Source organism: Amycolatopsis sp. NPDC051372 (genome assembly GCF_040682095.1).
Classification (GTDB): domain Bacteria; phylum Actinomycetota; class Actinomycetes; order Mycobacteriales; family Pseudonocardiaceae; genus Amycolatopsis.
In genome coordinates, this window is sequence record NZ_JBFBAF010000071.1 from 1 (window position 1) to 13,314 (window position 13,314).

General features: G+C 68.9%; 16 protein-coding genes and 2 pseudogenes. 6 read left to right on the forward strand and 12 right to left on the reverse strand.

Annotation, left to right across the window (positions count from 1 at the left end; translation table 11 throughout):
- The first annotated feature begins 478 nt into the window (after positions 1 to 478).
- The 3 genes from AB0M56_RS49690 to AB0M56_RS49700 all read left to right on the forward strand — a co-directional run bounded on the left by AB0M56_RS49690 (position 479) and on the right by AB0M56_RS49700 (position 2,743).
- Positions 479 to 703 (forward strand): helix-turn-helix domain-containing protein, encoded by a 225-nt coding sequence (locus AB0M56_RS49690; RefSeq protein WP_364190434.1) that lies wholly within the window; start codon positions 479 to 481, stop codon positions 701 to 703.
- A complete protein-coding gene (locus AB0M56_RS49695; protein ID WP_364190437.1) occupies positions 700 to 1,266 on the forward strand; it encodes a Clp protease N-terminal domain-containing protein in 567 nt (188 codons plus the stop codon). Before AB0M56_RS49690 ends, AB0M56_RS49695 begins: the two co-directional genes overlap by 4 nt.
- Before the next feature lie 769 nt (positions 1,267 to 2,035).
- Positions 2,036 to 2,743 carry a DUF6333 family protein gene (locus AB0M56_RS49700; protein ID WP_364190439.1) on the forward strand — a complete coding sequence of 236 codons (708 nt, stop codon included), beginning with the start codon at positions 2,036 to 2,038 and terminating at the stop codon, positions 2,741 to 2,743.
- A 125-nt stretch (positions 2,744 to 2,868) separates the two neighbouring features.
- On the opposite strand, the gene AB0M56_RS49705 is transcribed toward AB0M56_RS49700, so the two are convergent.
- The 6 genes and pseudogenes from AB0M56_RS49705 to AB0M56_RS49730 form a co-directional block, all read right to left on the reverse strand.
- Positions 2,869 to 3,021 carry a hypothetical protein gene (locus AB0M56_RS49705; protein WP_364190471.1) on the reverse strand — a complete coding sequence of 51 codons (153 nt, stop codon included), beginning with the start codon at positions 3,019 to 3,021 and terminating at the stop codon, positions 2,869 to 2,871.
- Positions 3,022 to 3,316: 295 nt separating this feature from the next.
- A pseudogene (locus AB0M56_RS49710) lies at positions 3,317 to 3,583 on the reverse strand (hypothetical protein); the annotation flags it as partial.
- A 134-nt stretch (positions 3,584 to 3,717) separates the two neighbouring features.
- Positions 3,718 to 4,314: a hypothetical protein gene (locus tag AB0M56_RS49715; protein WP_364190441.1), complete on the reverse strand. Its 597-nt coding sequence runs from the start codon at positions 4,312 to 4,314 to the stop codon at positions 3,718 to 3,720.
- 24 nt (positions 4,315 to 4,338) lie between these two features.
- A complete protein-coding gene (locus AB0M56_RS49720) occupies positions 4,339 to 4,488 on the reverse strand; it encodes a hypothetical protein (RefSeq protein WP_364190443.1) in 150 nt (49 codons plus the stop codon).
- A pseudogene (locus AB0M56_RS49725) lies at positions 4,489 to 5,051 on the reverse strand (dihydrofolate reductase family protein).
- 518 nt (positions 5,052 to 5,569) lie between these two features.
- Positions 5,570 to 5,908, reverse strand: a complete 339-nt coding sequence (locus tag AB0M56_RS49730; RefSeq protein ID WP_364190445.1) for a MerR family transcriptional regulator — start codon at positions 5,906 to 5,908, stop codon at positions 5,570 to 5,572.
- A 794-nt stretch (positions 5,909 to 6,702) separates the two neighbouring features.
- Between AB0M56_RS49730 and AB0M56_RS49735 the strand changes: the two genes are divergently transcribed.
- Complete coding sequence (locus tag AB0M56_RS49735) at positions 6,703 to 6,954, forward strand: hypothetical protein (RefSeq protein ID WP_364190448.1); 252 nt, start codon at positions 6,703 to 6,705, stop codon at positions 6,952 to 6,954.
- 611 nt (positions 6,955 to 7,565) lie between these two features.
- On the opposite strand, the gene AB0M56_RS49740 is transcribed toward AB0M56_RS49735, so the two are convergent.
- A complete protein-coding gene (locus tag AB0M56_RS49740; protein WP_364190450.1) occupies positions 7,566 to 7,874 on the reverse strand; it encodes a hypothetical protein in 309 nt (102 codons plus the stop codon).
- Between the two features lie 129 nt (positions 7,875 to 8,003).
- The gene (locus AB0M56_RS49745; RefSeq protein ID WP_364190453.1) at positions 8,004 to 8,735 is read right to left on the reverse strand and encodes a hypothetical protein; all 732 of its coding nucleotides are present in this window, start codon (positions 8,733 to 8,735) and stop codon (positions 8,004 to 8,006) included.
- 277 nt (positions 8,736 to 9,012) lie between these two features.
- Here AB0M56_RS49745 and AB0M56_RS49750 point away from each other — a divergent pair, with 277 nt between their 5' ends.
- On the forward strand, positions 9,013 to 9,144 hold the full coding sequence (locus tag AB0M56_RS49750) for a hypothetical protein (protein ID WP_364190455.1): 132 nt from the start codon (positions 9,013 to 9,015) through the stop codon (positions 9,142 to 9,144).
- Between the two features lie 832 nt (positions 9,145 to 9,976).
- Here AB0M56_RS49750 and AB0M56_RS49755 read toward each other — a convergent pair.
- The 4 genes from AB0M56_RS49755 to AB0M56_RS49770 form a co-directional block, all read right to left on the reverse strand.
- Positions 9,977 to 10,462, reverse strand: a complete 486-nt coding sequence (locus AB0M56_RS49755; protein ID WP_364190458.1) for a hypothetical protein — start codon at positions 10,460 to 10,462, stop codon at positions 9,977 to 9,979.
- Positions 10,459 to 11,034 (reverse strand): DUF2231 domain-containing protein, encoded by a 576-nt coding sequence (locus AB0M56_RS49760; RefSeq protein ID WP_364190460.1) that lies wholly within the window; start codon positions 11,032 to 11,034, stop codon positions 10,459 to 10,461. Before AB0M56_RS49760 ends, AB0M56_RS49755 begins: the two co-directional genes overlap by 4 nt.
- 659 nt (positions 11,035 to 11,693) lie before the next feature.
- Positions 11,694 to 11,882, reverse strand: a complete 189-nt coding sequence (locus AB0M56_RS49765; protein ID WP_364190463.1) for a hypothetical protein — start codon at positions 11,880 to 11,882, stop codon at positions 11,694 to 11,696.
- Between the two features lie 493 nt (positions 11,883 to 12,375).
- Positions 12,376 to 12,651 (reverse strand): hypothetical protein, encoded by a 276-nt coding sequence (locus AB0M56_RS49770; RefSeq protein ID WP_364190466.1) that lies wholly within the window; start codon positions 12,649 to 12,651, stop codon positions 12,376 to 12,378.
- 289 nt (positions 12,652 to 12,940) lie between these two features.
- On the opposite strand from AB0M56_RS49770, the gene AB0M56_RS49775 reads away from it, so the two are divergent.
- A partial coding sequence (locus AB0M56_RS49775; protein WP_364190469.1) for a 50S ribosomal protein L11 methyltransferase occupies positions 12,941 to 13,314 on the forward strand: 374 nt, incomplete at its 3' end.

The window sequence follows — 13,314 nt, forward strand, 5'->3', positions numbered from 1 at the left end:
GAAACGGCTGGGCCATCGCCCTCTACCAAGTCTCCAAACTCGACCCGGACACCACCGGCGAAGACCCCGAGGGCCAGTAAGGGCCGAGGCCGGACATCGAGTGACGGGCTGGCCGGGCCCGGTGAATGGGCCCATGGTGGCGTTCGCGGTGCGGAGGGGCAGCGACCGGTCAAGCACGCGTCTCACAACCAGTACCTCGTCGGCCCGGACAGAGTGGTGGCCGACTGCAGACTCCCACTCGCGGAGGTCGAACAGATGGCCGCGTCACCCTCGACCGACGTGCGGCTTTTCGGCTCCGGGCGGCACACCGCAGAACTCGCGTAACTGACCGTTTGTGAGAGCAGCCGTGCGTGCGACTCTGGCCTTTGCCGTCCGGACGGGAAGGGTCGCCAGGGTGCATGCGCCGATAAGCTCTGCGCTGGCCGAAATGTTGTCAGCGTATGTTGACGTGCGTCGTTTGTCAGCTCATGCTGACTGTATGGAGAAACGGGCGGAGATCGCCGAGAGCGCGGCGAGCGCAGACCCAGATGTGGGCTTGCGGGCGGTGGCGGCGTTGCGGGTGCTGACCGAGGAGCTGGAGGCGCTGCAGGTGGATCGGGCGCGCAGGTCGGGCTGGTCCTGGCAGGACATCGCGGCCCGGCTCGGGGTGAGCAAGCAGACCGTGCACCGCAAGCACGGACGCCGAGTTCGGGGGTTGACATGAGGAGTCAGCGGTTCGACGACGATGTGCGCGCGCTGGTGCGCACGGCGCAGGAACGCGCTCGCACTCTGAGCCATCCCGGGGTCGGGTCCGAGCATCTGCTCTACGCGGTCGCGTACTCGCCCACTCCGGTGGGTGTGGTGGCACGGGAACACGGGCTCACTCCCGGTGGTGTCGCGGCGCAGACCGACCGGTTGCTCGCCCGGCCGCACAGTGTGTTCGATGGAGTGGACGCCGAAGCGCTGGCCACGATCGGCATCGATCTGCAGGCGGTGCGGGAGGCGGTCGAGGCCAGCTTCGGCCTTGGACCGGCGCCCTCATCGCGGAGTCGGCGCACGCGGGTGCGGCGGTTGCCCGGGCACCTGGCGGTCACCGGGCGGGCACGGTCGTGCCTGGACGCCGCTGTGCACGAGGCCGACCGGAGCGGCGCGGTTCAGGTCGCCGCGCACCATTTCGGCGCCGCGGTGGTCGCGGCCGACACTGGGCTGGTGCCGCCAATCCTGGCGGCACTCGGGGTGTCGGCACCTACGTTGCGCACGGCGATCCTCGATTGCGCCTGCGGATGAGCATGGCCGGGTCTCCTTCGCCCCGTTCTCCGTGGTGGCTGTGGTGGACGGTGGGAACCGCGTTGGCGCTCTGGGCGGGCAGTTGGCGAGTGATCTACCTGGAGGTGACCCGATGGCATCACATGGACTCGCGGCTGCGTTTTACGCCGCCACCCGCGCCGGCCGGTGGCCCACCCTCGTCAGCCGGGCTACCAGTGATCGCGGCTTTGATCGTCGCCGTTGCGGCACCACTTGTCGCAGTGGCCGCGACACTATTGCTGGCAAGGTCAAGGAAACCGGCCCATCGCCGCAGCCGATGACAGAACATCCTTTCGGCTCGATGACAACGCGGTTGGCTGGGAGTCACGGGCAAGTCCGGACGACGATCGTGACCGCGCACGGGGTCGTGCTGCGGCGCGCATTTCTGCGCTGACAACACCGGCCAGCCCGGCGAGAACTTCGACGATGTTCGCTGCCTCCAGCGGCTTCTCAGACAACCGGATAGCCCACAGTAGGGTCCCATCGCGCGTGAACATGTCGATCTTGAATAACCTGCGGATTCTCGGTGGTCTCACGACGATGTCACCAGGATCAGTCTCAACCCCAGTGGCATTTCCTGGTAGTCGAGGACGGCCATCGGAAGAGAAAGCCGGCGTCAGCGGCGATCGTGCCGTTCGGCTGGACCGCGCAGTCGACTGATGCCACGGGCGCTCGCCGAAACGGGGAGCGGGCGTGCTCGCGATCAGCAATATCCGCCGGCCGGAGCTTCGGCTTTGACTACGGTACCGGTGTGATCGACGACCAAGAAGTCAACGGCCACGGCGAGTCCACCATCGCCGTCGTTCTTCCCCCGTTCCACCCCCACTCGCGCAGCTCTCCCGCCAACTTCGCTCCGCACGACCCGGCACGTGCCCGAGCCTTCGCCGAGTCCTTCCCCACCATCGAGGCCGTGCTCGAAGAGCTTCCCCACACCGACGCAATCTCCGCGTCTCCGCATACACGAGCCGACCTGGACCTCGTCGCTGTTGGTTGCTGGGGCAGCATCATCGCCGCCTCCGACTTCGCCCTCGCGGACGACGGCTTCGAATGCACACTGCTCAGCGTGACCAGCGCCCTGGCCGAACGCTACTCCGACGCCCGGATCATCGGGGCGGCAAACATCGACCGCGGGGAAAACCACGACGAGACCGCCATCCACCTGCCCTGTGGACTGAAGCTGCACACCGAAGGCTGGTCCGCCGCCGACCAGTTCCACATCGACGGTGACCCGCACGCCATCGCGCGCGCACTCGGCATCAAGGCTGAAGTCCTCGCTTCGGCCTACATCGACCTCGACGCGGAGCCTGCGACCGTTCCCTGGGAGCACTTCGGCCATCGGGTGCTGGATCCGTACAACCCGTGGGGCTTCGCAGAACTCCAGATGTCCTACTTCCGCGTGCGCCACACCGAAGAAGCCACGCTGCACATGGAGGACATCTGGCTGGCCAGCGCCGACTAGTCGCGACATCACCTTGTGTCGAACCAAATCTCACAGCACTGTCGCACATGACATCCGTGCGACACGGCGCGTGAGATTTCGACATCAGCCGTGAGACCCGACACGGCGCGCGATCACGCGGACCGCTACCGGAAGTCGCGAGACGCCGACGCCAAGGACTTGAGGTCGAGCGGGATCGACACGATTACGTTGGCCATGCCGGTCTCGTGTTCGAGGTCGAGGAACGTGATGCCGCCGGCGGTGGCCGGGCGTTGTTTGTGGGTGACGGCGCCGCCCACCTTGATCCGGGTGCCATCGACGACCGCGAGCAGTTCGCCGGCGGGGATGGCACCGCGCTGGTCCAGGTGGGCGCGCAGGAACTCGATGGGGCGGCGGTCGGCAGTGATGCCGGTGGCCCCACAGGCCCGCTGACGCGAGCTCGAAGGCGCTCATCCCCGGTAGTGCGGGGGCGTCGTGGCCGAGGGGGAGGCCGGGCAGGTGCTCGGCACGAGTCGCGGCGGCGGCCCACAGCGCGGAACGGCGGTCGGCGCTGAGGCCGGTGAACACGCCCGCGGTGGCAAGGGTTTCGACGACGGGCCGGTCGAGCTGCACCTGTTCGGTGAGGTTCCCGATCGAGGTGCAGGGGCCGCCGGTGTCGCGTTCGGCGGCGATCGTCTCGGCGACATCCTGGCCGACCTTGCGGATCTCGGCCAGCCCGAGCCGGATCGCCACACTGCCCTCGGAGGCGGGGTCTTGTTCGAGCGTGGCGTGTGGCAGCGAGGCGTTGAGGTCGGGGTTGTGGGTGGTGACGCCGTGCCGGCGCGTGTCGGCGACCAGCGACTGCGGGGAGTAGAACCCCATCGGCTGCGCGCGCAGCCGCCCGGCGCAGAACGCGGCGGGGTAGTAGCGCTTGAATCAGGCCAAGGCGTACACGAGCAGCGTGAACGACATCGAGTGGGCCTCGGGAACCGTAACCGGACAAGGCGTGGATCTGGTCAAAGATCCGCGCGCGAGCTCGGGGGCACGCAGTTTGCCGCGGCGCCCTCGAAGAACCGGGCCGGCGAGGCGCTCCATCTTTGCGCTGGATCGTTTGGTGCCCACCGCGCGGCGCAACTGCTCGGCCTCGGCGGCGGTGAATGAGGCGACGTCGCAGGCATCTGCATCACGTGTTCCTGGAACAGGTCCGCCCCGAGGGTGCGCTCGATCGCCGGTGCGAGCAGGGGATGGGCGTGCTGCCACTGTTCTTCGCCGCCGCGGCGCCGGATGTAGGGGTGCACCGAGCCGCCCTGGGCCGGGCCGGGCCGGATCAGCGCGACCTCCGCGACCAGGTCGTAGAGGCGCCGTGGCCGCAGCCGGGGTAGCGTGCCGAGCTGGGCGCGGGACTCGACCTGGAACATGCCGACAGCGTCGGCTTCGAACAGCATGTCGTACACGGCAGGGTCGGCCAGGTCGAGGTCGTGCAGTCCGATGTGGACGTCGTGATGCTCGGCGACGAGGTCGATCACGTAATGCAGAGTGGACAGCATCCCGAGGTCGAGCAGGTCGAACTTCGCGAGCCCGATCGCGGCGCAGTCGTCCTTGTCCCACTGCAAGATCGACGTGTCTTTCGCGGTGGCTCACTCGACCGGGACGATCTCGGAAACGGGCGCTTTCGTGATGACCATGCCGCCGGAGTGCACGCCGAGGTGCCGCGGCGCCGCCGCGCGGAACGAAGCGCCACGAGATCCTTGGGCGGCCCGAAGGCGCGCCGATCCGACGTCGGGCACTCAGCGCCTGGTCTCGTACTTGGTCAGGACCACGCCGTCGGGAAACGTCCGGGTCTCCACCAGGGTCAGGTTCACCCAGTCGTCCAGGGCCGTGAAGAACGGCGTGCCGCTGCCCACCAAGACCGGTGCGGTGGCCAGCACGTACTCGTCGATCAGCCCGGCCCGCATCGCCGCTGCGGTGAGTGTGGCGCCGCCGATGTCAAGGGGGCCGCCATCCTCGGCCTTGAGCCGGGTGATCTCGGTGACCGCGTCGCCGGTGACCAGGCGGGTGTTCCAGTCGACCGTGCTGATCGTGGAGGAGAACGCCACCTTCGGCATGTTCTGCCAGCGGCGGGCGAACTCGATCTCCGCCGGCGTGGCGCCGGGCTGCTGGTCGGCGGTCGGCCAGTGGGAACTCATCGTCTCCCACAGTTTGCGTCCGTACAGCGCCAGGCCCGTCGCCCCACCCGGTCGGACCACCACTGGAACAGCTCGTCGCTCGGCGCGCTCCAGCCGAGGTCGTCGCCGGGCGCGGCGATGTAGCCGTCCAGGGTCAGGTTCATGCCAAAGGTCAGTTTCCGCATGGCGTCAGCCTCCCGTGAGTCGGTATCGGCGTACAGACCAGCACGGCGCGGTAAAAATCATCGGTCAGGCCACACCGAGGGCCGGTTGACCACCACGCCAAGCGGATGCTGCGTACGGAAGGGCCCCACATACACCCGACACCACGGCGCCCGGACCGCCATCACCTTGACCAGCGGTGTTGCAGATAACTGTACGGTGAAAATCTTACTAGCCGGAGCCGAAACGTACATGTACTAAGCCCCAGCTAGATCAAGATCAAACCCTGCCAACTCCTTGACGAATAGCAAAGGCCGTGTTGAGGCACGCGAAGGTCGACCCCGTTGGCGGCTGTGAACGCGGCGCGCCCATGCGCCAATCTCATGCTGCTTCGCCCGGCGCCGGCAGGAAGAGTTGATGCTTGGCAAGGGTGTTGTTGAGGTCAAGTTGGTCAAGGCATCTATGGAGGCCTGCTGATCGAGTCGCCTCGGGGGGAGGGCCGTGCCGCGGGGATCCTGGCGGCACACCCTGGCCCGGCATGTTATTCGGTGGAGCGGAGTTCGGTGTTCTGTCGCTGGGCTTCGTGCAGCTGATCTTCGAGGGAGATGATGCGGCAGGCGGCGTCGACAGCGGTGCCCTGGTCGACCAGTTCCCGTACGCGTGCGGCGATGCGCAGCTGGTGGCGGGAGTAGCGACGATGTCCGCCGGCCGAGCGCTGGGGCTCGATCAGGCCGGCTTCATCCAGGCTGCGCAGGAAGTTCTGGGTAGCGCCGAGCATGTCCGCGGCCCGGCCCATGGTGTAGGCGGGGTACTGGTCGTCGTCGAACTTGTCGGCCCCGCCCGAACCGGGGGCGGGGGTCTCGCGTTGGTCAGGAATCATTCCACCTCCACATCACAAGGGACCCCGGATGCCGCGCACGGCACCCGGGGTCCCAGGGGTTTGGGTTTCACCATTGTCAACCGACTGTGAGGCCGGCTTCCTGTATCCGCGGTGTCCGTCCGAGAGCCGGACGGTGCGGAGATCGCTTATTCGTAACCGAGAACCACCTTCCAATCCGATGGGACTGCGGTACCCGCGCGGCACTACTGCCCAGCCGCTGCGGGCGATCCAATGATGTGCCCTTTCCCTTCTCTCCTGTATTTTCCTCTTACTGTGCACCACTTCATGTACTGCGACTTCGTGTACTGCGACTGCTGCGAACGTCACCGGCTGGAACCCTTCCACTGATCGGCCCCAGCACGCGTCACGCCGCTGGTCACTGCCCGGAGCCCCGTCGGGAATCGGCTCCGGCCACCTGACCGTTCCTGCACTAGCTGACTTGTCACTGCTGCTTTCCTGCTACTGCATTACCTCGCCGGGATCGGTCTTGCTGCTTGCGTGTTCCCTGCCCGATCCCGGGGTACTTCACGGGTCACCAGCCGAAACCTGTCCAACGATTGGCTTCGTCCTGCCTGACCGTTCTGTCTCACCTCGCGGGTAGTTCGTCATCTCCCGCGCCTGCTCGACCTTGTCTCTCTCGGTATGAGCAGAAGACTACACACGCCTGAGGTTGAATGTCTACCCCCGTCGCCATAGATTTGTTGAGGCTCTGGCGGGCCGACCGCCGGGCCACGAAGATCCGCAGGTCAGCGCGCAGCGCCTGCGGACAACGACACTCGGAAGGATGACGCGGGATGACTGACTCGGTCGCGCGGCACGACCCGTACGGCCTCACTGGGGTGCGCGATCTCCAGGACTACGCCCGCGTCCTCAGGCGGATGGTCGAGCAGGGACGCCGGGAGCGGTGTGTCGCACTGTTGTCGGAGACGGAGGCGCACGCCGTGGCGGAGTTGCTGGGCCAGTACGCCCAGCTCGACCCCACCGCGCACCTCAACCAGCTCGCCGCCGCCCTCGCCGGACGCCTCTACAGCCGGCTCGGCGTGTGAACGCGCCCACAAGGTCGGCACCGCCTGCAGTGGCGACGGCGCGGTCTTCGCCGATCACAGGGCAGTTGTGCGCCAAAGGGGGTTCACCGACGGCGGCGAGCCGGCCGAACCGGAGGTTGCTGCGGGACACCTGGTCCATCATGCGGGCAAGCGCGCCACGGCAGTCACCGTGGAGCGGCCAGGCCTGTTCGCGCTCGAGATGCGCCGGCACCGGCTGCGGCGCCCGTCGCCGACTGGTGCCAGCCCTCCGAGCCGCGGATGCCGGACAAGAACTCCCGCAGCTGAGCCAAACGGTCATGATGGCATCGGCCCCGGTGGTACCAGGCTCCCCCCTCCGGGGAGGTCAGCGGCCCGGCGTCCGCACGATGGTCCGTAGCTGCCCGATAGGTCGGAGAGGTCCTGCACAACCTCGCGCAGGACCCCTCGTCCGAACGCAGCGGCACCGCGGTGTAGCGCGTGGAGATGTCCACGAAGGCCAGCCACGCCGCCTGCTTGCCGGGGCGTCGGGCGTTTACCTGGCGGCGTGACTCCGAACGCAACGACATGCCCCACAGCATGACTTTTTCGGAGATTTTTGCTGCGTCGAGATGCCGACTATGGCCATGGTCGTGTTAGTGGCGATCGGCACTGCGCTGGCGGGCGCCTGCCTTGGCCAAGCCCCGGCTGATCATGTAACCGATTGCGAGGAAGGTGATGTAGCGAAGTGCTTGTTCGGCGTTGAACGGGTCGCCGCCCGTGTTGGCGTCGCCGTCGACCGTCAGCGCCGTGATGACGATGGCGACTACACCAGCGAGAAAGACGAAGAATTCGGTGGTCTTGAAGGCCGGTTTGGTCTCCCTCGCGGTTGCCGCAGGAGCCGGGCCGGCGTGGACGGCTTGCCCTCCGTAGGCGGAGCTGGCGGGGCGTGCTGCACTGGTCATGGCTGACTCTCCTTTCGAACGGGCGGCTCTCGTCCGTTTGTACGGCAGTCCGTACCCTGGCGCCGCGGCCATAAACCCGATTACTGCGCAAAGTCCCGCTCGAGCTGGACCGCGTGATCTCTGCACACCTCACCAAATTCGCTGGGGCGGGTGCCGTCGGGGAATCGCACGAACGTGGCCTGGCCGCCGGCTGATGTGCGGCAGCAGGAACGGCGCGACGTGCGTGTAGTACGGCACGACCTCGGCTTTGCAGAACCCCTTGCTGTACAACGGTTTGTCCAGGTTGGAAAGTACGAGCCGGCGCTCGCCGCGCCGCGGCCGGGCTGCACGTCGTCGGCGTCGAGATCGGGCCGCGCGCGGTGCACGCGCGGCCGCTGCCGGGCTGCTGAAGGACTCGACCGCGGGGACGGTCTCGGCTTCGACGAAGACCTCGGGCCGCACCGGAAGGTACTGCGTCCGCCCGCGGCCGAGCCCGCCGGCGGAGGTGTCGGCCGCGGGCTCGCCGGTGAGCGTGATCCGAACTCCGATCTGCCGGCCCAGCCGTGGGGCCAGCGGTAGGGACAGACCGATCTGGCGCCACGCGCCGACGGCGTCGCGGCGGGCGAGCACGACCTCGCTCAGCTCGTCGGGGTCGCCGGCCACGCCGACGACGACGGCGTTGACGACCGTCACCTGCCGCACCTTCACCCACGCGTCGGTCCGGCAGGGCCGGTAGCGGGCGTCGACCAGCTTGGCCACGACGCCCTTGATGCGGACGTCGCCGGCCTCCGGCCGCGTCCGCGCCAGGGCGGCGTTGCGGTCGGTCGTGCTCGACACCAGCTGCAGCGGCGGTGCGACGCCGGAGAGCAGCCGCTGGACCATCTGCGCCGCTCCTTGTACGGGTGGCGCAGGTGGTCCTCAGGTCTGTCGGCGAGCACGTCGACCACCGCGATGGGCTCCTCGGTCGCGCAGCTCTGCGAGGTCCTAAGCACACAGCGGTCTCGCCGGTGTCGCGGCGCCAAGCGGTTACGTCTCTGTCGAGATGGTTCCAGTGTTTGCGGGCGTGAGCGTATCTGCGTTCGGTCGGACGCCGAGTAGCGCGTGAACCGGCAGCTTTGATCACGAGGTCAGCACTCGGCGGTATCAGGAGGTAGCCGACGTGGACCCACGACTGCGTGAAGACACCGAGCGCAAGCTGGACCAGCTCACCGACCATCCCGACATGGATTTGCACCTGCGGATCCAGGAACATCGCCTCGACGGCTATGCGTGGTGTAACGGGAGGCGGTAGAGGATTACGGGTGTCCAGGACGAGGAGGACGCTGCGTTGAAGGCGGGCGATGGTGGACTCGAGAGGTGAACGGCCCGTTCGGCGAACGAGGTGAGTGAATTCCTGGCGTGGACGGGCGAAATCAGCCGACGCCGCGGCCCGGCTGTGCGCCCGGCCGCCGTACGCAGGCACTTGGCTTGCGCTTGGCGGACTTCGCCTTGCCCTTCGCCGCGACTTGCCCGTCCCGGGCCGGGGCGTAGGTGCCGTCGAGGGCGGGGCCGGGCTTGGGTGCGGTGCCGGGGGCCCGAGAGGCTGGGGTTTCATGAGGTACCCGATTTGGGCCTCGCCGGCCCAGCTGGTGCCTCCGGCGCCGTCCGGGCCGTGCCAGATGCGTGGTTGTGTTCTTGGTTCTCTTCTTCGAACGATGCGCTGGGTTCCACGCGCCCCTCCAGCCCGTCGGCTTCGAGGTCTTCGATAGCGGCGAGCCCTTGTTTGCGGTGGACGGTGTCGCAGGCGAGGTTGAACTGGAGCACGGCCTTGACGAAAGTGTCGGTCCGATCGAAAGTTGCCCGGAACGAGGGGAAACAGCGGCCAGGCACGGCAGCCGCTGGGGCCGGCGGATCGAGGCCCGGGCGGCCGAGCGGCACTCAAGTAGGTCGTCCGCACAGGTGGACGACGGCCGTGCTCCGCGGGGTCACAGCCGTGGGCCCCGGGAAATACCTTGGCCGACTCGGCGGCGTTTCTTGCGGAGGCGACCGTCCACGATGGCCGGTTCGGCGCCGGTGCTGCCGCTTCGCCGATCGCGAGCGGGACTTCGGTCGTGGGCCGGGGTTGGAGGCGGCGGGTGGTCGGCTCAGGGTTGCGTTGTGAACGCGCGGGTGCCGGCCTCTCGCCGGAACGGTTCGAGCGTCTGCCGTTGCCGCGCGGCCCGCACGAGGAGCTCGTCGAAGTCGGTACCCGGGAGTCGTTCGCGCAGACCGGCCACCTCGCCCAGGGTGTGCCAGAGGATCTTCTTGCCCTCGATGCCCATTGCGAGGACTTCCAGCTCCAGGAAGCGGCTCAGTGGCGAGTACGAGAGCCACCGGCCGTTGCGCTTGAGGCGGCCGAACCGTTCCGCGACGGACGCCAGCGCGACCTTGGCCGGGTTGGGCCGCACCCCGAGAGCGTGCATGATCGCCTCGAAAGTCCGCACGTCCTCGGCGATCGCTTCGGCCGCTTCGGCCAGTGCCGTGCCGAGGCGGGTGTCCTTGTTGTGGTCCCGGGCGCGACGCGCGACTGCCCGCCAGACCATGCCGAGCGCGAGTTGATCGCGCAGGTAGATCGCCAGGAAGTCGGTCATCGCGGTGTCTCCGTGCTCCCGGGCTGCCAGCGGAAGACGCCGGCGCCCTGGGCGTAGGACAGGTGCCCGCCGAGCGCGCCTCCGGAACTGAGCACCAGCAGGCCGAGCAGGCTCAGCACCTTGCCGGCCATGGACGCACTACGCGACCGAGCGACGTAGGAGGCCAGGAAGATCCCGGCGGCGAGGGCATTGGCTCCGGCGTGGGCGAGCCCGACGCGACGCTGGGCCGGCTCCTCCAGCTCGCTGTAGTCCGCCGCACCCAGCACCACCGTCGGAGGTGTGGTCAGCAGGCCGATGGCCACGAGCCGCCGAGCGGCGGTTTCGTTGCCCGGCAAGGCATCGAGCAGCGCCGAGCAGACCCAAGCCCCGATTGGCAGGGTGACGGCCAGCGGGTGCAGCGGATGCCCGAGCTCGCGGCCGCGCAACGTCCGGCCCGCCTTTTTCCCGAAGAGCCGCCGTAACGCCTTTGCGACTCGCTCGGCGGGCGGGTCCAGAGCGTGTGCCCGCTCTACCGCGGTGAGCAGGCGGCGTGGTGTGGCCGTGTCGCCACCGCTGTCGTGTGTGTTCGTCATGGCTTTCGGCTACCCGCGATGAATCCCGTCAATCGCGCGCGGCCGATCCGGGTGACGCCGCCGCGGGTGGTTCGCCGATGCTGTCGGGCGGCTCCCCGTGAACCTCGTGGCCGGACGCATCGGCTGAGGGAACACGGCGGTCGCGCAAGCGGGCCGGCGGGTGAGCCGCCACGCGGAGCCGTCCGCCGCGGTACGCGCGTCCCCGCGCAGCAGGCGGGCGCCGCGGCCAACCAGCTGCGCACGCCCGCTCGGCCGGCCACAGCGGCGTCCACTGTGTACTGCCCCGGGCGGGAGCACCGCGGTGCCCCCGGCTCGCCGATGGCCCGCTCGTCGACGAGCACGGCCACCCGAACGCTTGTCCGCGGCAGCGAACTGCCAGCACCGCGACCGGGATGAGCGTGAGTTCGGCGGCCAGCCGCCACGGCTGAGCGAAGCTGTCGTAAGCCTGGCGGACGCGCTGGGACAGAAGGTCGCCACATCCGATGACAGCCGGCGGACCGGAGGAGACAGCGGGTGCCGCACGGTACCGCCGCCCGCGCGTACGGTCCTGACCAGTTCGAGACTCTCTAAGAGCACCCCGCCGTCGTAGCAGCCGAACCGGTGAAAAGGCTCGCGGCCCACGGCCAGAGTGCCGGGGTAGTCGTGCCCGAGGGCGCGGTTCACGGGGCTGCGCGCGGTGTCCCACCGGCAGCGCCACGGCAGCGGCCGGAAGTAGTTCTGCGGCACGACCGGATCTGCCTCGTCGAGCGGACACCGACCACCGCGGGGAGGCTGCGGGCGTCGTAGCGGCCGTTGTCGTCGGCGATGATCACCCGTTCTGCCCACACCCGGCGCAGGTCGGTGATCACGCCGGCGACCTTCCTGTTGGCGCAACGGAGATCCGGGTCGGACGACACATCGTGACGGTGCCCCACGCCCGGCGGTGCCGCTCGAAGCACGGGCCGGCGGAGCCGTCGACGACCACCACTTCCGCGGGGTGGTCAACCGGCGCAGGTAACCGGTGAGCTCGGTCAGGTCCGGCTCGCACTCGTGCCTGAGCGGGAGCACGTAACCGCAGGCGGCTGTCGTCACGGTGCCGGATAAACCCGCCGAGTTGCGGCTACACCTCAATGCGGTCACTTCGTCCGGGTGCGAGGGAGCCGCGCAGCGGATGTGCCCGCGGGAACCGCGTCCGGACCACCCGGCGTCCTGCAGGCGTGTTTCGCACGCTCACCGGGGGATATCCCGCCAGCCCAGGACCTGTCGGCTGCTTGGCGGCGTCCGGCACCGACAGCGCCACACCACGGAAAGGCGCCGGCCATGGCCGAATCGACCCCTCCTCTTTACCCGGACCAACCGGTCTCACCCGGCACCCCGGAGGTTCCCGATCTCGATGTCGACCCCCGGCAGTTCCTCGACGAAGACGCTCGCCGCGCCGGCGCGGCGCCCGCCGAGGAACCGCCCGACTGACCTGGCCGGCGGCCGACGACGCTGCGCCCATCGGGCGAACGGCGGCGTGAAGGCGCTGCCGGCGCGCACCTCCCCGCTCCGGATGTCGGTAAACCCGTGCTTGAAAAAATCGACGGTTGACGACGTCCGGTGGGGGGTACGCGTCGCGCCGAGCGCGGCCGGCAGCACCGTTTTCCGGATCGAGGTGGCGGCGCAGGACTCAACGGTTCGGGCGTGGAGAGAACCGTCTCGGCACGGAACGCGGCTCGACGTCTCGGCGCGACAGAACGTCACTTCAAAGCCACGGACGCCGCGTGGGTGCGCCAAGCCTTCGGTGAGGCCGCGTGGCCCTGGGTCGCTGCTGATTGGCGGTGGACATCGCCTTGGACGTCATCGCGGCGAGTCCACCGTGGAGCGCGTGGAAGTTTGCGGGGCCGGAGGCCGGGTAGCCGCAAGCACAATTGATGAGGAGGCCGACGTGACGACGATGCCTGCCGAAGAGGCCGTGCCGGGCAGAGTGGCGACGCGGGTGTTCCCCGCTTTCCCCCGGGCCCGTGAACTGCCCGCTCGTGCGTTGCTCCGCCTGCCCGGTGTTTACCGTCCGCAGGCCGACACCTGCCTCCTGGCCGAAGCAGTCCGCGAAAACACCCTGCGTGCCGGAGCGCGGGGGCTCGATCTTTGCACCGGCAGCGGCGCGTTGGCGGTCACGCTGGCTCGGGCCGGCGCGGAGTCGGTGCTGGCGGTGGACTTGTCGCGTCGGGCGCTGGTGTCGGCGCGCGTGAACGCGGCGGCGCGCGGTCTGCCGGTGCGGACCCGCCGGGGCGGCCTTCTCGCCGCGGCCGCGGGTGGACC